Here is a 20,245-nt window from a genome sequence, read left to right as displayed (position 1 = left end):
AATCAACTTTAAAATCTTCCGCCATGAAAAAAATGTTCTTAATGCTATGTGTAGCAGCCGCCTTAACCGGTGGTTCAATCGTGCAGGCCAGCGCCGCCCACATTACAGAAACGGAGGCCACTGCCAGGCTGAAAGAAGCCTTAAACAGATCTTTTGCCAACGTTACCAAGGTACGCTGGTATACGGATGATCACAAGATCTTTACCGCAAAGTTCCTGGCAGGTGAAAACCTGGTGACCGCCTACTTTAATGCAGAAGGCACCCTGCTTTCCACCCGCCGTTATATTACTGAAGACCAGTTGCCGCTGGCCGTGATCACCCGGATACAGAAACGTTATCCGGATACCTGGATCCGTACCGCTGTAGAGTTTGATGCCGGTAACGTTACCACCTATTACGTTACCCTGGAAGGAGCCGAAAACTGGGTAGTAGTAAAGTCCGACAGTAACGGCCAGTTGAGCGTATACCAGAAGCTGAAAAAAGCATAGTCAGTCTCACAGCCATTCTATAAGCTGTCGTTTTGTTCCGGTCCATAGTGGTGTTGCTATGGACCTTTTTTTTGCTGCTAACTAAATCTTACCTTTGCCCCTTGTTTCAGTACTAAATCTTTGAATGATAATGAATAAAGGGCCCATTTCACAGTTTATCCAGCACCATTACCGGCACTTTAATGCCGCCGCGTTGGTAGATGCCGCCAAAGGCTATGAAACGCACCTGCTGGAAGGCGGAAAAATGATGGTGACACTGGCCGGCGCCATGAGCACTGCCGAGCTGGGTATTTCTTTTGCCGAAATGATCCGGCAGGGCAAGGTGGATATCATATCCTGCACAGGCGCCAACCTGGAAGAGGACATCATGAACCTGGTGGCGCATACCCATTATAAAAGGGTGCCTAATTACCGGGACCTGAGCCCGCAGGAAGAATGGGAGCTGCTGGAAAAAGGCTTTAACCGGGTAACGGATACCTGCATTCCCGAAGAAGAGGCTTTCCGCCGCATTCAAAAGCATATCTACAAAATATGGAAGGATGCGGAGAGCAAGGGAGAGCGCTATTTCCCCCACGAGTACATGTACAAGCTGCTGCTGAGCGGAGTTATGCAGGAGCATTATGAAATAGATCCCAGGCATAGCTGGATGCTGGCTGCGGCGGAAAAGAACATTCCTATTATTGTGCCGGGCTGGGAAGACAGCACCATGGGCAACATCTTTGCCTCCTATTGCATCAAGGGCGAGCTGCAGGCGTCTACCATGAAGAGCGGTATCGAGTACATGGTATGGCTGTCTGACTGGTACCGCAAAAATTCCTCCGGCAAGGGCGTGGGCTTTTTCCAGATAGGCGGCGGCATAGCGGGCGATTTCCCCATCTGCGTGGTGCCCATGATGTACCAGGACCTGGAGTGGCATGACGTGCCTTTCTGGAGCTATTTCTGCCAGATATCCGATTCCACCACCTCTTATGGTTCCTACTCCGGCGCTGTGCCCAATGAAAAGATCACCTGGGGCAAGCTGGACATCCATACGCCCAAATTTATTATTGAATCCGACGCTACGATCGTGGCGCCGCTGATATTTGCCTACCTGCTGGGCTGGTAATTTTTAAAGTGCTGGTGTGCTGTATTGGCGCATCAGCACATTTTAGAAGACCCCCTGATCACCAGTTTTCCTTCCAGTACTTTTTTCTCTGTAGCCGGCGGTTTTTGTTCAATGTGACGGATCAGCATTTTAAGTGCTTCCCGGCCTACCTCGTAGCCGGGCTGCACCACGGTGCTGAGGGCCGGGTCCACCACTTCCGCCACGGGATCGCCGTTGAAGCCCACAATGGCAATGTCTTCCGGTACGCGGTATGCCGTTTGCTTCAGGTAGTTAATAGCAATTACGCCCGAGGGGTCGTTGATGGCGAAGATGCCGTCGGGCTTCAGCTTTAGCAGCTTCTTCAGCGCTTCCAGCGCATTGAGCTGGAACTTTTCACAATGCACAATATGTTTGGAGGTATAGGGAATGCCGTATTTCTTCATGGCGTCCTCGTACCCGCGCAGGCGCTCGTCTGATACGGACAGCCCTTTAGGGCCGGCCATGTGCACAATATTGCGCCGTCCCTGCCTGATCATATGCTCCACTGCCTTGAAGGCGCTTTTGTACTGGTCCACTATTACGCGGGAAGCCGTTACATGCCGCAGGTCGCGGTCAAAGAACATGAAGGGAATGCCTTTCTGCTGCAGTTTCAGGAAGGGCGCGGCATCCTGGGTTTGCTTGGACACGGATATCAGCAGGCCGTCTATACGGCAGGACACCAGTTGCCGGATGCCCTCCGCCTCCTGCTGCGCATTTTCATTGCTCTGGCAGAACATCAGGTGATACCCGTGCTCATTGGCCACCTCGTTCATGCCGCTCAGCGCATTGGAAAAGAAATGGGTGGCTATCAGGGGCACAATCACCCCCACAATGCGGGTTTGCTTGTTAATAAGGCTCTGTGCAATGTAGTTAGGCTCATAGTTCAATCCGGCGGCCAGCTCCAGTACTTTCCGCCTGGTATCTTCATTAATGTCCGGCAGGTTTCGCAATGCCCGTGAAACAGTGGATACAGACAGGCGTAGCTTCCTGGCTAAGTCCTTTATGGTTACCTGCTTGTTCTTCATCCTTGATGATGCGGTTTGGTAATAGTTTCGGTTAATTTGAGCAACGGGCCTGTCCAAACGACAAATAAAATAAATTCCCCTTAAGTACGCATACTATATTTCATAAGCGGTACCAACAGATGACGCGGCTACATTTCACCCAAATACAAATGCAATTTAAATTATGTTTTTATCTAATGCAAACGTTACCGGTAACGTTATTTTAACGGCGGCCATGTAAATCCGGGTATGAGCTGCTATTTTGCAGTGCTATACTACACAATGCATTACCTTCCATAGGTGTAATGCAACTTTAATGGATAAAGGCCAAAATATTACGGCCGGGAAAATCATTTCCCGGCTTTTTTATGCCTGCTGGTACCCGGTTTCGCACATTAAACGTATATTGTACCCTTGTAAATTACTACGATATGAAAAATCTGCTTTCACTGTTAACGGTAGCCGCTGTAATCGGTACAAGCGCCTGCCAGTCCGGTTCCAACACAAACAACAATTCATCTGATAGTATGCGCACAAATCAAGACATTGAAACCCTGGTGCCTGCTGCCAACTTTGACAGCACTATTGACGGTAAGCAGGTACAGTTATTTTACCTGAAGAGCAGTGGCGGCGTACAGATGGCCGTTACCAATTACGGCGCCAAAGTAGTGGCCCTGCTGGCCCCTGACCGGGACGGGAAACTGGAAGATGTGGAGCTGGGCTACGACAAGCTGAGCAGCTACGTCAGCACCAATGACCGGTATTACGGCGGCGTGGTAGGCCGGTATGGCAACCGCATTGCCAAAGGCAAATTCAAAGTGGATGGCCAGGAATACACCCTGGCGGTTAATAACGGCGTAAACCACCTGCATGGCGGCAAAGTGGGCTTTAATGATGTGGTATGGGACGCCAAACAACCCAACGACCATACCGTGGAGTTTCACTACCTGTCCAAAGATGGGGAAGAAGGCTATCCCGGCAACCTGGACGTGACCATGACCTATGAGCTGACGGACAGCAACGAATTCAAGATCAGCTATAAGGCCACTACAGACAAGGCAACGGTAGTGAACCTTACGCATCACTCCTTCTTTAACCTGCATGGCGCCGGCAACGGGGATATCAATGACCATGTGCTGATGATCAACTCGGATAAATTTACCCCGGTAGACAGCGGCCTGATACCTACCGGCAAGCTGGAGGATGTAAAGGGTACGCCCATGGACTTTACCACGCCTACGCCTATCGGCGAAAGGGTGAACGCCGATTTTCAGCAGCTCAAGTATGGCAAGGGCTATGACCATAACTGGGTGCTGAACAAAAAAGGCGATGAGCTGTCGCTGGCCGCCACCGTACTGGAACCGCAGAGCGGCCGTTATATGGAAGTATGGACCACCGAGCCCGGTGTGCAGTTCTATGGCGGCAATTTTATGACCGGTGATACCGGCAAGCAGGGCAAAGTATACGTGCACCGCGGCGCGCTGTGCCTGGAAACGCAGCATTTCCCGGATTCGCCCAACCAGTCTGCATTCCCCTCCGTAGTGCTGAAACCCGGCGAAACCTATCAACAGACCTGTATTTATAAGTTCGGTGTAAAGTGATAATTTTAATGCGCGTATATGCGGATGTGCACATCCGCATATACGCGCACCTGTTTTATTTCTCCACGTTATAAACCTATCACTCATGGTACGTAGATTCCTTACACTATGTTGTGCCGTACTGTTAGCAAACATCCTTCACGCACAGCAACAGCCGTTCAACGGGCTGAACATGAACATGGGCAACCTGTTCTATCTTTCCGACGCCAAAACCCGGAGCATCAGCCCGGAAAACTTCAGTGGTGAAAAAGGCAAGGGCGGCATGGCCACCCTGGAACAGGGCCTGGCCCGCAATGCAGCCCGGGACCTGGGCCAGGGATGGAAGGTAAGCCCCTACATCCACATTGAGCCGGGGCAAACTTATACCCTGGCGGAAATAGAAGGGCCCGGCGCTATCCAGCACATCTGGATGACGCCTACCGGCAACTGGCGCTTTTCCATTCTCCGCTTTTACTGGGATGATGAGAAGGAACCTTCCGTGGAAGTGCCCGTAGGCGATTTCTTCGGCATGGGCTGGGGACAGTATGCGCAGCTTAGCTCCCTGGCGGTATGCGTAAACCCGGGCAGCGCCTTTAACTGCTACTGGACTATGCCTTTCCGTAAAAAATGCAGGATCACCATGGAGAACATCAATACGGAGCGAATGACCCTGTACTACCAGGTGGACTATACGCTGACCGATGTACCGGAGAATGCCGGCTATTTCCATGCGCAGTTCCGCCGCAACAATCCCACCAAAGGCGGCAGCTATACGCTGGTGGATGGCATCAAAGGTAAAGGCCAGTATGTAGGCACCTACATGGCCTGGGGCGTGAATAACAACGGCTGGTGGGGCGAAGGCGAGATCAAGTTCTTCATGGACGGCGATAACCAGTTTCCCACTATCTGCGGTACGGGTACGGAAGATTATTTCTGCGGCTCCTACAATTTTGAGAACCGCGCCACCCGCCAGTACCAGGAGTTCAGCACACCTTACACCGGTCTGCACCAGGTGATCCGGCCCAACGGGATGTATGATTCACAGCAACGTTTCGGGTTGTACCGCTGGCACGTTACCGACCCGGTACGGTTTGACAAAGACCTCCGGGTAACCATCCAGGACCTGGGCTGGCACAGCGGCGGGCGTTACCTGCAGCAGCAGTCGGACATCAGCTCCGTGGTATACTGGTACCAGTCGGAGCCGCACAACCCGTTCCCGAAGCTGCCGTCAAAGGATCTGCTGGAGGTGAATTAATTATTTCCTTCTCTGCTCAAAGAAAGTTTTCACTAACTGCAAGCTCTCTTCCCCGCCGGGGCCCTGCTCCAGCCTGGTCTTGGGGTGGAAGGGAGACTGTTGCCCGGTGGAGCGGCGGTAGCTGTGCCGCTCATCCGGGGCAGCGTATACAATGCGGCCTATCTTGCTCCAGTATAATGCGCCGGCGCACATCAGGCAGGGCTCCAGGGTTACGTACAGGGTGGCTTCCATCAGGTATTTGCTGCCCAGGAAGTTAAATGCGGCGGTGAGGGCCAGCATTTCCGCGTGCGCGGTGCTGTCGTTCAGGCGCTCTACCTGGTTGTACCCGCGCCCTATCACCTGGTTGTTGGCCACCACCACGGCCCCTATGGGCACTTCACCGTCGTCAAAAGCCTTGCGCGCTTCTTTCAGCGCCTGCTGCATGAAATATTGGTCGTCCATTAGCCTATTCAATCATTTTAATAAACTGGTCCTCCGTCAGAATGCGGATGGTATTGATCTTCTTGGCCTTTTCCAGCTTGCTGCCGGCATCTTCGCCCACCACCAGGTAGTTCAGCTTGCTGCTGACGCCACTAAGTATTTTCCCGCCCTGCTGCTCTACTTTCTCCTCTGCCTCGCTGCGTTTCAGCTTGGACAGGGTGCCGGTAAAGAGGAAGGTTTGTCCTTCCAGGCTGCCGCCCCCCTGCTGTGAGGACTTGTCGTTCTGCAGGTTCACGCCCAGTTGCTCCAGGCGCGACAGCATTTGTATATTGGCGGCATTGCTGAAGAAGAGGCGGATGGAACCCGCTACTTTCGGTCCTATGTCCTCCAGCTCCAGCAATTGCTCTTCCGTCCACTCCGTATAGTCCGTCAGGTGGTGAATGGCATTGGCCAGTGTTTTAGCGGTAGTTTCGCCTACGTAGCGGATGCCCAGCCCGAATATGAGGCGGTGCAGCGGCTGTGTTTTGGAATGTTCGATAGCCGCCTGCAGGTTGGCCAGCGATTTTTTGCCGAAGCCTTCCAGCTCCTCTATTTTGCTGAAGTCCAGCTCATAAATGCCGGGAATGTCTTTCAGCAATCCCAGGTTGTAAAACTTGCGCACATTGCTTTCACCCAGGCTGCGGATGTCCATGGCGTCCTTGCTTACAAAATGGATCATGCGCTCTATTACCTGCGCTTCGCAATTGATGTTGGGGCAGCGCCATACGGCTTCCCCTTCCGGTTTCTCCAACTGGCTGTGGCATACCGGGCATTTTGTTGGAAATACGATCTCTTCTTCGGAGCCGTCGCGCAGGTCCGCTACGGACTTCACGATATAAGGGATCACGTCGCCGGCTCTTTCCACCAGTACGGTATCGCCTATCTTCAGGTCCTTTTCGCGCACCACATCTTCGTTGAACAGGGAGATAGAGCCTACCGTTACCCCGCCGATGGGCACCGGGTCTATTTTGGCTACAGGGGTGATGGAGCCGGTGCGGCCTACCTGGAACTCTACCTTACGCAGCTTGCTGGTAGCCTGGCGGGCCTTGAACTTGTAGGCCATGGCCCAGCGCGGGTGGTGGGTGGTCATGCCCAGGCGGTCCTGCAGGGCATAGTCATTCACCTTTATCACCAGGCCGTCTATTTCGTAGGGCAGGTTATCGCGCTCCTGCTCAAAGGTGTGGCAGTAGTCGATCACCGCCTGTATGCCTTTTAGTACTTTCTTCTCTTTGGCCGGGCTGCGGAAACCCAGTTGGGACAGCAGCTCCAGCGTATTGCTGTGGGTTTGTATCTCTACAGGCTCCGCCTGGCCTTTTTCCATTACATGGTAGCTCATGTGGTACAGGAAAGCTTCCAGTCCTCTTTTGGCCACTTCGCGCGGGTCCACCATGCGCAGCGAGCCGGAGGCCGCATTCCGCGGGTTGGCCAGTGGGGGCAGGTTCTCTGCGGCGCGCTGGTCATTAAATGCTTTAAAGGTGCTTTTCTTGATCAGTACCTCGCCCCTGATCTCCATGGTCTGGATACCATAGGCGCTGAAGTTGGCGGAGAGGGGAATGGATCGTATCTGCCGGATATTTACGGTAATATCTTCCCCGGATACGCCATCGCCGCGGGTGGCGCCCCTTACCAGCCGGTCATGCTCATATATGAGGGAGATGCTGGCCCCGTCAAACTTGGGCTCTATGCAATATTCTATATCGGTAAGGCCGGAAATTTCGCGTGCTTTGCGGTCCCAGTCTACCAGGTCGTCTGCATTGTAGGAATTGTCCAGGCTCAGCATGGGCACCAGGTGCTGCACGGTAGGGAAGGACTTGCTCAGTCCCTGGGCCACGCGCTGGGTGGGCGAATCCGGGCTTACCAGGTGCGGGTTTTCCTGTTCCAGTTGCTTCAGCCAGGCATATAGCTGGTCATATTCATAGTCGCTCAGCACGGGGTCGCTTTGCACATAGTAGCGCCAGTCGTTGTACAGGATCACGCGCTGCAGTGCTTCCAGCGTTTCCTCGGGGTTGTTGAGCAACTGCTGTTTGGCTAATTTGCCCAGCAGCTCCTTGGCCAGTTTGGCAAGGGCCAATTCTATTTCCTTCGTATACATATTATTCAAAACTGTGCGTAAATTTAAGCTATAGCTTTTATAGACCTGTCAGGTTTTTAAACATCCCTTATGCAACTACGCCTACCTGTTTATTGTTTAGTACTTCTTTGCCTGGGCTGCAATACCCGTAAAAAGGCGGACCTCATTATTCATCATGCGGTTATTTATACGGTAGATGAACAGTTCAGCCGGGCGCAGGCGGTAGCGGTGCGCGACGGCAGGATTGCGGCGCTGGGCAGCGACGAGGAAATATTAGCCGCATACGAGGCGCCGGAAGTGCTGGATGCCGGCGGTAAATTTATCTACCCCGGTTTCATTGACGCGCATGCCCATTTCCTGGGTTACGGCATGAGCCTGCTGCAGGTAAACCTTACCGGCACCCGTAGCTGGCAGGAAGTGATTGAAAGGGTACAGGCATTCATCGCCGCTAACCCTGCCTTGTCGGAGAATGCCGGCTGGGTACTGGGCCGGGGCTGGGACCAGAACGACTGGCCGGAGAAAAATTTTCCTGACAGGGCGCAACTGGACAGCCTTTTCCCGAAGAATCCCATACTGCTGGGCCGGATAGACGGACATGCAGCCATTGCCAACGCGCCCGCGCTGGCAGCCGCTGGTATACAACCCGGGCAAACCCTTACCGGCGGCCTGGTAGAAGTAAAGAACGGCCGGCTTACCGGCATACTGGTAGACAATGCCGTGCGGCTGGTGCAAAGTAAAGTACCGCCTCCTTCCCCGGCGCTGTTACAAAAGGCCCTGCAAAGCGCGGCCGCCAGTTGCTTTGCTGCAGGACTTACCACGGTTGCGGATTGTGGCCTGATGAAAGATGAAGTGCTGTTCATTGACTCCCTGCAGCAACAGCAGCAATTGAAAATGCGCCTGTATGTGCTGCTGTCCGATACAACGCTGAACTATGATTATTTCCTGCCCAAAGGCCCGTACCGGACCGATTACATAAACGTGGCCGGCTTCAAGTGTTATGCAGATGGTGCGCTGGGCTCCCGTGGCGCCTGCCTGCTGCAGGACTATGCAGACATGCCGGGCTGGAAAGGTTTCCTGCTGCGTGACAGCAGCCATTTCGCCCAAAGGGCGGCACAGTTGATCGATACCAGGTTCCAGCTTTGTACGCACGCCATTGGAGACTCCGCCAACCGGCAGGTACTGCGTATATACGCCGGCGTATTAAAGGATAAGAACGACCGGCGCTGGCGCATAGAGCATGCGCAGGTAGTAAATCCAGCAGATGTAGCCATGTTTGGCCGCTACAGCATTATCCCTTCTGTACAACCCACGCATGCCACATCCGATATGTACTGGGCCGGCGACCGCCTGGGGCCGGAGCGCATTCAACACGCCTATATTTACCAGCAGTTGCTGGAGCAGAATGGCTGGTTGCCGCTGGGCACTGACTTCCCGGTGGAAGATATCAGCCCGCTCAAAACTTTCCTGGCGGCGGTAGCCCGCACGGATACCAGCGGCTACCCTGCAGGCGGCTTCCAGGTGGAGCAGGCGCTGACCCGGCAACAGGCCCTGCAGGGTATGACCATCTGGGCGGCCAGGGGCTGTATGGAAGAGGAAAGCCGCGGCAGCCTGGAGCCTGGTAAGCTGGCGGATATGGTAATGCTGGACCAGGACCTGATGGAAGCGCCCATGCAGCAGGTGCTGAAAGCCCGTACCCTGGCCACTTTTAGCGGTGGGGAAAAGATGTATGATGCTAACGCTGCAAAATAAATCAGCTATAGCCATGTTGTTTTTACAGAAAAAATCCTAACTTTTTGTTATCGTTTATATTTTGGCCGGATACCCTGAGCACTGATACAACAACCACTGTAAATAAAAATAATTCCACGTTTATATTTAGCTATAGCTATGCAATCAAAGAATGTCAATGCCCACCTGACCGAGATCAGGGACTACTTTAAAATGGCGGTTTCAGTAGACTGTGTGATATTCGGATTTGATAACGACGAGCTGAAAGTGCTGCTGATAAAGTCCGACCTTAAAGAATATAAAGACATGTGGTCCCTGCTGGGAGATATTGTGCGCCCCGGCGAGGAGCTGGACGCTGCTGCCGACCGCGTGCTGAAATCCCGCACCGGCCTCGATCAAGTGTTTATGGAACAGGTGCAAACCTTTGGCGGCGTGCACCGGCATCCTGCCGGCAGGGTGATCACGGTGGCCTATTACTCCCTGGTGAACATTCAGCACGCCGCACTGAAGAAGCACGGGAACGAGCTGCACTGGCATCCCGTGAAGGCGGTACATGAAATGGCTTTTGACCATAAAGAGATACTGGATTGCTGCTACGAGCGCCTGAAGCATAAGGTGATTGAGCAGCCGGTGGGCTTTAACCTGCTGCCCAGGAAATTCTCCCTGCGCGAGCTGCAGAACCTCTATGAAGCCATCCTGGATGTAAAGCTGGACCGCCGCAACTTCCGCAAAAAATTCCTTTCCATGGACCTCCTCGTAGACCTGAATGAAGAAGAGGATGATGTGCCCCACCGTCCTGCGCGCCTGTACAAGTTCAATTTTGAGAAGTATGACCAGCGAAAGAAAAGGTACCTGGGTATAGGTTTCTGATCTCATGCGGCGCAGCCGCGCCATGGGCGCCTGTTTATGCACAAGCGTAACAGGTACACTTAAAAAAAACCGCGTTCAAATTTTTTTTTAACAAAAATTTAAGTTAAGATTGCGTAGAAAATACACATCCACGTGTTGTTGCCGTTGAAAGCTGGGTCTGAGCAGTTTTTCGCGGGTGAAAGCCAAAGTTTAAACTAAAACCAAAATTCTGAAATCTTTTTCTTGCTGTTATTCGAAAGCAAACTTTTTCGTCTTATTTGAAAACGTATAGTCTCCGGTTGTATTGATCCGTCATACTGTAATGTAGTGAAGTAACCCGTGCGCGGATGAACAGCCATTTAAGACCAGCATACTAAGCTAATTATATAATTCCACGTCATGAAAACTAGCAGTCTACTACGCAATTTTGCCTGGTGTCTTGTTGCCTTACTTTCCCTTGCACAGATCGTATTTGCGCAGGGGAAAGTAATTTCCGGAACGGTAACAGATGCTGATAACCAGGATCCCCTGCCCGGGGTAACCGTCCAGATCAAGGGTACCAGCACCGGTACCATTACTACTGCCGACGGTACTTTTAAGCTCAACAATGTGCCGGCTTCCGCTAAAACGCTGGTGTTCTCCTTTGTAGGGTATGAAACAAAGGAAGTAACGCTGGAGGAGGGCAAAGCCACTTACACTATCACTCTTCAGAACGGGAAGGCCCTGGACGAAGTGGTGGTAGTAGGTTATGGTACGCAGAAGAAAAAGGACATTACCGGCGCTGTCACCAAGGTCACTACCAAGGAGTTTAACACCGGTGTTATTTCCAACCCCCTGCAGCAGGTGCAGGGCAAAGTGGCCGGCCTGGTGATCGTGCAGCCCGGCAGCGACCCGAATGAGAACCTGACCGTAAGGCTCAGGGGCTCTACCTCCCTGGAAGGGCAGCCCCCCTTGCTGGTGGTGGACGGGGTGGCCATTGATGATTTTAACCGCGGTATCAATGCTATTGCGCCCGGGGATATCGAATCCTACGATATCCTCCGTGATGCGTCTTCCGCCGCCATTTATGGTGCGCGCGGCGCCAATGGCGTTATCATCATCACTACCAAAAAGGGGAAGGCCGGCAAAACCACGGTGGAGTATAACGGTTACGTATCTACTGAATCAGTGGCCAACAATATCGATGTGCTGAGCGCCGATGAATGGCGGGCCGCTACTGCCGGCAATGCCACGGCCGCTGCCCTGGATAAGGGGGCCAACACTGACTGGCCCGACGAGATCACGCAGACCGCTTTCTCCCACAACCATAACGTAGCCGTGGGCGGCGGTACAGACAAGTTCAATTACCGCGCCTCTCTCAGCTACCTGGACCAGGAAGGCGTAGTGCTGAACTCCGGCAAGGATATGCTCTCCGCCCGCCTCAATATACAGCAGAAGAGCTTTAACGACCGGCTGACCGTTACGGCCGGTATCAATACCACGGTGACCAACCGGAAGTTCCTGCCTGGCCAGAACCTGGACCCCAAGGCCAAAACCGTAGGGCAAAGCAATATCTTTAACCTGGCCTTTAACTACCTGCCCGTATGGCCGGTGTATAACCCGGACGGAACGTATTACCAGGTGATAGACTTTGACCTGGAGAACCCGCTGTTTGACCTTTTGGAGATCCACAACCGCAGGAAGGACAACTTCTGGCAGGGCCATGCCAAAGCGGACTACGAACTGGTAAAAGGGCTGACCGTAGGCGTTTTCGGGGCCATTTCCCGCTCGAACGACGTGGGCGATTATTTTGAGCCCCGGGTGCCGGAAAAGAACAATAAAACTTTTGGCGCACGCTATAACTATAATAAGCAGGTGACCAACTTTGACATGCACCTGAACTACAAGAAAACCTTTGGCGGCGACAAGCATAGCGTGGATTTCACTTTTGTGCATGAGTACAACCGATTCGTCAACGATGGTTTCGGGGTGCTGGCCCGCGGTTTTCTTATTCCCGACATACTGACCAACAACCTGGGCACCAATACGGATATACGCAATAATGATCCCTTCTCCTATAAAGATGAAGTATTGCTGGCCTCCTTCCTGGGCCGCCTGGTGTACAGCTTCGATAACAGGTACAGCGTTACGCTGAACTACAGGAGGGACGGCTCTTCCAAGTTTGGTCCCAACAACCGCTGGGGTAATTTTCCCTCCGCCGGCCTGGCCTGGACCATCAGCAGCGAGGAATTCTTCAAGAAGCTGGCCGTGGTCAATTACCTGAAGCTCAGGGTCACCTACGGTACCACCGGTAACCAGGAGGATATTGATCCCTATCCCTACCAACTGCTATACGGTGCTTCCGATAAGTTCTATTACGGCGGCGAGGTGCTGCAGGGATACGGCATTAACCAGCTTAATAACCCCGACCTGAAGTGGGAGGTAAGGCACTCGTTCAACATAGGCATGGACTTTAGCCTGTTCAACAGCCGCCTGAACGGTACCGTGGATTATTTCAATGACAAGACCAAGGACCTGCTGTTTAACTACGACCTGCCGCAACCGCCTTTCCTCACCAACCGCGTGGTGGCCAACGCTGCCGATGCGGAGAACAAGGGGATTGAGATCACGCTCAACGGCGATGTGATCCGGAACAGCAAGTTCACCTGGAACGCCGCCTTCAACCTGGGCACCTTGCGTAACAAGATCACCAACCTGTCCGGCAAGTTCCAGGGGGCAGACCTGAGCATTACGGCCCGTAACTATGGTTATGCCGACGGCCGTGGCCTCAGCAACGCTTACATTACCCGCCTGGTGAACGGTCACCCGGCCGGCGTGTTCTGGCTGCACGAATTCGTAGAGCTGCGGGACGGTCATGAGTATTATGCGCATTACGACGACAAAGGACAGCGCGTAGGCCTCATCCGCTCCGATTCCGCAACAGATGCGGACCGCGTGTATATAGATCCTACACCGAAATTTACTTACGGGTTTACCAACTCTTTCACCTATGGCAATTTTGACCTCAGCTTCTTCATAAGAGGCGTACAGGGCGCCAAAATATTCGCCAATACGCTGCTGAACCTTTCCACGGTTACCCGCCTGCCTGGCAACAACGTGGAGAAAAGCGCGCTGACCAACGGCTTCACGGCGCAGCCGCAGCCTTCCACCTACTGGCTGAAAGATGCGTCCTACCTGCGTATGGAGAACCTGACGTTCGGCTACAACTTCAAGCCCGGCAGCCTGAAATACATACAGTCTTTAAGGCTGTACCTGGCGGCCAATAACCTGTTCATTATCACGGATTATCCCGGCATAGACCCGGAGGTGAAAGTAGAAGGCGACCGCCGCTATATAGACAGGAGCTACTACCCGAAAACGCGCTCCTTTACGTTTGGCGTAAATGTTAATTTCTGATCTAAAAATTAAACGAACTGTTATGAACAATAAATTGGTGTGGAAAGCTTTGCTGGCCGGCGGTCTGATACTGGGGGGCATCTCCTGTACCAACCTGGATGCCGATGTTTTTGACCAGGTGGAGCAGGATAATTTCTGGAAAACACCTGAGCAGATCATAGCAGGCATTGGCCCCGCCTACGCCTCCCTCCGGGGATATGCGAACGGCGACGTGTTCAGCCTGCAGGAAGTAAGCAGCGATGAAATTATAGTGCCCACCCGCGGCAGCGACTGGTATGATAACGGCAACTGGCAAAGCCTTTGGCTGCATACCTGGACGCCCAACCTCGGCCCCATTAACGGCGCCTGGGAATTCATCTATTCCGGCATTGCCAAGACCAACCAGATCATGAAAACGGTGAGCGAGCTGCCGGAGCCGCCTGCCAACCTGCCCGAGATAGAAGCGGAGCTGAAGACCCTGCGTGCTTTCTATTACTACCTGGGCCTGGACCTTTTCGGCAATATTCCCATTGTGGCGGATTTCAATACCGATGTATCATCCGTGACCAATAATTCCCGGGCAGAGGTGTTTGCGTTCATTGAAAAGGATCTGAAAGACAACCTGCCCTATCTTTCTGAGAACGTAGATGCGGCTACCTACGGGCGGGTGAACAAATATTTCGCGTTTTCCATACTGGCCAAACTGTACCTGAATGCCGGCGTGTACACCGGCACTGCCCGCTGGCAGGACTGCATTTCCGCCTGCGATTCCATTATAATGGCCAATAAGTATCAACTGGAACCCAATTTTTTCAGTAACTTTTTGGTGCAGAACGAAGGTTCCCGGGAGAACATTTTCGTGATCCCTTATGACGATGCCAAAGGGCTCGGCACCTTTAACATACAGCTATTCACCCTGCACTACCAGAGCAATGAAACGTTTGGCCTGGGCGCTTCCCCGTACAACGGGTTTTGCACCCCCGCCGCTTTCTACAATATGTTTGACGCGGCGGACACGCGGCGCAACATGTTCCTGGTAGGACAGCAGTATGACCGGAGCGGCAATCCACAGGTGGACAAGCAGGTAAACCTGCCCCTGTCATTCGATCCCAACGTACCGGTGATCTCCAGCCCGGAACCATCTTTCCGGATGGCCGGCGCCAGGTCGGTGAAGTACCAGCCTACACCCGGCACCACCGGCGGCATGAACAACGATTTTGCCGTGTTCCGCCTGGCGGATATCTACCTGATGCGCGGAGAAGCGAAATTCAGGAACAACACCGGCGACAAGGGGCTGAGCGATTTCAACCTGGTACGGGAAAGGGCCTTTGGCAACAGCGATCATAACTGGACCCCTGCTACCCTTACGCTGGACAGCATACTGGCGGAAAGGGGCCGGGAAGTGGCCTGGGAGCTGAGCCGCAGAACAGACCTGATACGGTTCGGGAAGTTCCTGGACCCCAGGGTGCCCGCCAAGCAGGCTTCCGCACCCTACCGGGTATTATTCCCGATACCCAAACCGCAATTGGATAAAAATGGCAACCTGAATCAGAATGACGGATATCCAGGATAAAGCACGGACAGGCCTTCCCGCCATCCGCAAGTGGTGGGAAGGCTGCCTGCTGCCTTTTTTACTGGTAGCCTGCTCCCGTACCACCCCGCCTTTATTTGAACAACTGCCTCCTGAAGTGACCAACGTGGATTTTGTGAACCACGTGGAAGACACCGACTCCCTGGGCATACTGGACTATCTCTACTACTACAACGGCGGGGGCGTATCTCTCGGTGATATCAACAACGACGGTCTTCCCGACATTTACCTGACTGCCAACAAGGGCGGCAACCGCCTGTACCTGAACCAGGGCGATTGCCGTTTTGAGGACATTACCGCCAAAGCCGGCGTAGCCGGGCGTGCCGGCTGGACCACCGGCACCACCATGACGGATGTGAACGGCGACGGCTGGCTGGATATCTACGTAAGCACCGTAGGCGGCTATAAAGGGCTGCGCTCCGTAAACCAGCTTTTCATCAATAACCGCAACGGCACCTTTTCTGAACAGGCCGCGCAGTGGGGCCTGAACGGGCAGGGCTTCTGCACGCAGGCGGCGTTCTTTGATTATGACCGGGACGGGGACTTGGACATGTACCTGCTGAAACACTCTGTGCACAGCGTGGGCAACTACAACGATACGGCTATCCGCCGCATTCCTTCCCCCGAAAGCGGGGACCAGTTGCTGCGCAATGACGGGGACCGCTTTACCGATGTGACGCCGCAAAGCGGCATTTACAGCAGCGCAGTAGGCTACGGGCTGGGCGTGGCGGTAGCAGACCTGGACAACGATGGATGGGATGACCTTTACATCAGCAACGATTTTCACGAGAATGACTACTACTACCACAACAACCGCGACGGCACTTTTACGGAAATGAACACCACGGCCTTTGGCCATGAAAGCCGTTTTTCCATGGGATCGGATATTGCCGATATCAATAACGACGGCTGGCTGGACATCATGACCCTGGATATGCTGCCTCCGGATGAAACAGTGCTGAAATCTTCCGGCGGCGATGATCCCCTGGATATCTATAATTTCAAAATGGGCTTCGGCTACCATCACCAGTATTCCCGCAACTGCCTGCAACTGAATACCGGCGCAGGCCGCCGCTTCAGCGAGATAGCCCTGTACAGCGGGGTAGCCGCCACGGACTGGAGTTGGTCGCCGCTGATGGCTGATTTTGATAACGATGGCAGGAAGGATATTTTCATCAGCGCCGGCATCCTGCGCCGCCCTAACGACCTCGACTATATTAAATACATTGCCAATTCGGAAGTGCAGCGCATGATGCTCAGCTCCCGCCGCATGGACCGGGCCATACTGGAGCGCATGCCCGGCGGCAAATGGCATAACTATATTTTCCAGGGCACAGACAGCCTGGTGTTTACGGACCGCTCCATGGAATGGGGCCTGGAGGAGCCGGATTTCTCCAACGGTGCCGCCTATGCGGACCTGGATAATGACGGCGACCTGGACCTGGTAGTGAACCGCATCAATGCCCCTGCCGCCATTTACCGCAACCGCGCGGCTGATCAGACAGGTAATCACTTCCTGCGGCTGCAATTCAAAGGCAGTCCACCCAATACGGCCGGCATCGGCGCAAAGGTGTGGGTTAAAACCGGCAATCGCCTGCAATACGCCGCCCAGCAAACCACCCGGGGCTTCCAGAGCAGCGTGGCGCCGGGGCTGCTGTTTGGCCTGGGTGAAAGTAGTGTAGCCGATACCGTTACCGTAACCTGGCCCACCGGCGCTACCCAGGTGCTGACAAAAGTAAAAGCAGATCAAACGCTGGTGCTGGAGCAGGGCCGGGCCAAAAGCGGGGAGCATTACCGTTCTTTTACCGCCCCGCCGCTCCCGCTTTTTGAGCCGGTGACGGATAGCACCGGGCTGGAGGAGCCGCACCGGGAAAACAGCTTCGTGGATTTTAACCGGCAGTTGTTCATCCCGCACCAGTTGTCCACCGCTGGTCCACCGCTGGCCGCGGGAGATATTAATGGCGATGGCCTGGATGATCTTTTCGTGGGCGGCGCAAGGGGCCAGGCGGGTAAAATGTACCTTCAGCAGCCGGACGGCAGCTTTGTAACGGTGGACGATGCCGTGTTCCGTGCAGATGCCGCCAGTGAAGATGTGGATGCCCTGCTGGTGGATGTAGATAATGATCAGGACCTGGACCTGTACGTGGTGAGCGGCGGCAATGAGTTTACCGGCCAGGCGCCGCAACTGCCGGACCGGCTTTACATTAACGACGGCAAAGGGAATTTTCACAGGTCGCGCAGCCTGCCTGCCCTGTACGGGAATAAATCCGTGGTGAGCGCAGCGGACCTGGATAAGGACGGAGATATGGACCTCTTCATAGGTGGCCGTGCCGATGCGCAGGCCTACGGGCTGCCGGCCGCCTCCTGGTTGCTGGTGAACGATGGCCGGGGACGTTTTACAGACAGCACTGCGGCCCTGGCGCCTGCCCTGGCAAAGGCCGGCATGGTCACTTCCGCTGCCTGGGCCGATGTGGACGGCGATACCTGGCCGGACCTGCTGCTGGCCGGGGAGTGGATGCCGCCCCGCATATTCCGCAATGTAAAGGGCCGGTTCACCGAAATGACTGAAAAGGCAGGACTGGAAAGGCTTTCCGGTTGGTGGCAAAGCATGCTGGCCGCCGATCTGGACGGCGACGGCGCGCCGGAGATCATACTGGGCAACTGGGGCCTGAATTCCAGGCTGAAGGCCAGCGCCGCCTACCCCCTGCGGATGTACGTGGCCGATATGGACGGGAACGGCGCTACGGACCAGGTGCTGGCCTATGCGCACAAAGGTGCCTATTATACCTTTTTAGGCAAGGAAGAGCTGGAAAAACAATTGCCAGCCATCATCAAAAAGAAATATACCACTTACCGCAGCTTTGCCGGGCAGCCCGTTACGCAGGTGCTGGGCGGCATACTGGATACTGCGCAGTTACTGCAGGCTGCAGAGCTGCGTTCCCTGGTGCTGTGGAACAACGGGAAGGGAACATTCACACCGGCTCCATTGCCCGCACAGGCACAGTGGTCGCCGGTAATGGCCTTATATGCCGGGGATGTGGATATGGATGGCCATACGGACATTATTACCGGCGGGAATTTTTACGGCGTGCTGCCCTATGAGGGGCGGTATGATGCCAATGCCGGCTGCCTGCTGAAAGGCAATGGTAAAGGAGGCTGGGAGGTACGCCCTCCTTTGTGGTCCGGGTGGACGCCCACCGGCGAGGTACGGGATATTAAAGTGCTGCGCACCATTAACGGGCAACAATATTATGCAGTAAGCCGTAATAATGATAAATTGCTATTGTTTCGGAAGAAACGCCCATAAATGAAATTTTCATTATTTTAAAGGGTAAGTTCCATCCGGCCGCTAAGAAAGACAGAAGATGTACGGATGAAAAACTGGCACGTTATGTTAAAATATTGTCTCTACCTGTTGCCGCTGCTGCTCATCACAGCGGGCTGCCGGCAGCAGCGCCCTGTGAATAATGAAGTATTGCACAGCCCCCTGTTGTACTCCCAAACTGTAAAACAACTGACAGATGTTGTTGTGCACGATATCTTTTCTCCCCCGGTAGCCAGCCGTATTTACGTATACAGCACCATTGCCGGCTACGAGGTGATAGCGCATTCCGGTAAAGGATACCGCTCCCTGGCGGGGCAGTTGCATGGCCTGGACGCCACCCCCGCTCCCGCAGACAGCGCGGCCATAGATTTCCCGTTTGCTGCGCTGATTGCGCTGAGTACTACCGGTAAAGCGCTTATTTTCTCGGAAGACAAGCTGCAACTGGTGATAGACAGCCTGCAACTGCTGGCCCGGGAGGCTGGCCTGCCCGCTCACAAGCGGGAAGCATCCATTGCATACGGGCAGCAGATGGCTAAAGTGATCCTGGATTGGTGCAAGGAAGATAACTATGCGCAGACCCGTTCCGGCGTAAAATACACCGTTACCGAAGAGGAAGGGCGCTGGACACCCACCCCGCCGGCATATATGTCCGCCATAGAGCCGCAGTGGAACCAGATCCGCACCATGGTGATAGACAGCGCCAATGAGTTTATGGTGCCGCCCCCGCCCGCGTTCAACATGAAGGACAGCGCCAGTGACTTCTATAAAATGACCCGTGAGATCTATGATATGGGCATGACGCTGACGGATGAACAAAAGGCCATTGCAGATTTCTGGGATTGTAATCCCTACAAGCTGAACCTGTCCGGCCACGTGTCCTTTGCTACCAAGAAGATCACGCCGGGCGGCCACTGGATCAACATCTGCGGTATTGCCGCCCGGCAGGCCAAAGCGGATTTCAACAAGACTGTGTGCACGTATGCCAAGGTGGCTATTGCATTGATGGACGCCTTTATTGTTTGCTGGGACGAGAAGTTCCGCAGCAACCTGATACGCCCGGAAACGGTGATCAACAAGTACTGGGATGAAAGCTGGAAGCCTTACCTGCAAACCCCGCCGTTCCCGGAATATACCAGCGGGCATAGTGTAGTGTCTACCGCCTCTGCTACCGTGCTTACCCAGTTATATGGCCCTTCCCTGGCTTTCCGCGATAGCTCGGAACTGGATTTTGGCCTGCCTTCCCGCGATTTCCCCTCTTTCCTGGCTGCCAGCCGGGAAGCTGCTGAGAGCCGTTTGTATGGAGGTATCCACTTCCGCCCGGCGGTGGAAGAAGGCATTGTCCAGGGACGGCAGGTAGGGGAAATGGTGGTAAAGCGGTTAAAGATGGAGCCCTGAGC

At 54.1% G+C, this 20,245-nt stretch carries 13 protein-coding genes; 10 read left to right on the top strand and 3 right to left on the bottom strand.

Translation table 11 applies throughout. The annotated features are described in order from the left end of the window. Positions 1-23: 23 nt before the first annotated feature. Together LX66_RS04075 and LX66_RS04070 are read left to right on the top strand one after the other, a co-directional pair. The gene (locus LX66_RS04075) at positions 24-488 is read left to right on the top strand and encodes a hypothetical protein (RefSeq protein ID WP_145710612.1); all 465 of its coding nucleotides are present in this window, start codon (positions 24-26) and stop codon (positions 486-488) included. Positions 489-618: 130 nt separating this feature from the next. Further along, positions 619-1,593 carry a deoxyhypusine synthase family protein gene (locus LX66_RS04070; RefSeq protein ID WP_145710611.1) on the top strand — a complete coding sequence of 325 codons (975 nt, stop codon included), beginning with the start codon at positions 619-621 and terminating at the stop codon, positions 1,591-1,593. Positions 1,594-1,625: 32 nt separating this feature from the next. On the opposite strand, the gene LX66_RS04065 is transcribed toward LX66_RS04070, so the two are convergent. Further along, positions 1,626-2,636: a LacI family DNA-binding transcriptional regulator gene (locus LX66_RS04065; RefSeq protein WP_145710610.1), complete on the bottom strand. Its 1,011-nt coding sequence runs from the start codon at positions 2,634-2,636 to the stop codon at positions 1,626-1,628. A gap of 506 nt (positions 2,637-3,142) precedes the next feature. Here LX66_RS04065 and LX66_RS04060 point away from each other — a divergent pair. Both LX66_RS04060 and LX66_RS04055 read left to right on the top strand, forming a co-directional pair. Continuing rightward, positions 3,143-4,216, top strand: a complete 1,074-nt coding sequence (locus tag LX66_RS04060; RefSeq protein ID WP_244620285.1) for an aldose epimerase family protein — start codon at positions 3,143-3,145, stop codon at positions 4,214-4,216. Positions 4,217-4,301: 85 nt separating this feature from the next. Beyond that, complete coding sequence (locus LX66_RS04055) at positions 4,302-5,450, top strand: glycoside hydrolase family 172 protein (protein WP_145710608.1); 1,149 nt, start codon at positions 4,302-4,304, stop codon at positions 5,448-5,450. On the opposite strand, the gene LX66_RS04050 is transcribed toward LX66_RS04055, so the two are convergent. Both LX66_RS04050 and ligA read right to left on the bottom strand, forming a co-directional pair. Further along, a complete protein-coding gene (locus LX66_RS04050) occupies positions 5,451-5,891 on the bottom strand; it encodes a nucleoside deaminase (protein WP_145710607.1) in 441 nt (146 codons plus the stop codon). 4 nt (positions 5,892-5,895) lie between these two features. After that, positions 5,896-8,001 carry an NAD-dependent DNA ligase LigA gene (ligA, locus tag LX66_RS04045; RefSeq protein ID WP_145710606.1) on the bottom strand — a complete coding sequence of 702 codons (2,106 nt, stop codon included), beginning with the start codon at positions 7,999-8,001 and terminating at the stop codon, positions 5,896-5,898. 69 nt (positions 8,002-8,070) lie between these two features. Here ligA and LX66_RS04040 point away from each other — a divergent pair, with 69 nt between their 5' ends. From LX66_RS04040 to LX66_RS04015, 6 genes are all read left to right on the top strand, one after another. Then, positions 8,071-9,729 (top strand): amidohydrolase, encoded by a 1,659-nt coding sequence (locus LX66_RS04040; RefSeq protein ID WP_145710605.1) that lies wholly within the window; start codon positions 8,071-8,073, stop codon positions 9,727-9,729. A gap of 138 nt (positions 9,730-9,867) precedes the next feature. After that, the gene (locus tag LX66_RS04035) at positions 9,868-10,578 is read left to right on the top strand and encodes an NUDIX hydrolase (RefSeq protein ID WP_145710604.1); all 711 of its coding nucleotides are present in this window, start codon (positions 9,868-9,870) and stop codon (positions 10,576-10,578) included. Positions 10,579-10,956: 378 nt separating this feature from the next. Continuing rightward, entirely contained in the window at positions 10,957-13,953 is a 2,997-nt protein-coding gene (locus LX66_RS04030) for a SusC/RagA family TonB-linked outer membrane protein (RefSeq protein ID WP_145710603.1), read from the top strand. Positions 13,954-13,975: 22 nt separating this feature from the next. Beyond that, complete coding sequence (locus LX66_RS04025) at positions 13,976-15,505, top strand: RagB/SusD family nutrient uptake outer membrane protein (protein WP_158642527.1); 1,530 nt, start codon at positions 13,976-13,978, stop codon at positions 15,503-15,505. Further along, entirely contained in the window at positions 15,486-18,830 is a 3,345-nt protein-coding gene (locus tag LX66_RS04020) for a VCBS repeat-containing protein (protein WP_145710601.1), read from the top strand. Before LX66_RS04025 ends, LX66_RS04020 begins: the two co-directional genes overlap by 20 nt. Before the next feature lie 84 nt (positions 18,831-18,914). Then, a complete protein-coding gene (locus LX66_RS04015; RefSeq protein WP_145710600.1) occupies positions 18,915-20,243 on the top strand; it encodes a vanadium-dependent haloperoxidase in 1,329 nt (442 codons plus the stop codon). Positions 20,244-20,245: the final 2 nt, after the last annotated feature.

Source organism: Chitinophaga japonensis, assembly GCF_007830125.1.
In the GTDB taxonomy this organism is placed as follows: domain Bacteria; phylum Bacteroidota; class Bacteroidia; order Chitinophagales; family Chitinophagaceae; genus Chitinophaga; species Chitinophaga japonensis.
The sequence above is the reverse complement of the archived record's forward strand: the minus strand, read 5'-3'. Positions and strand labels throughout refer to the sequence as shown.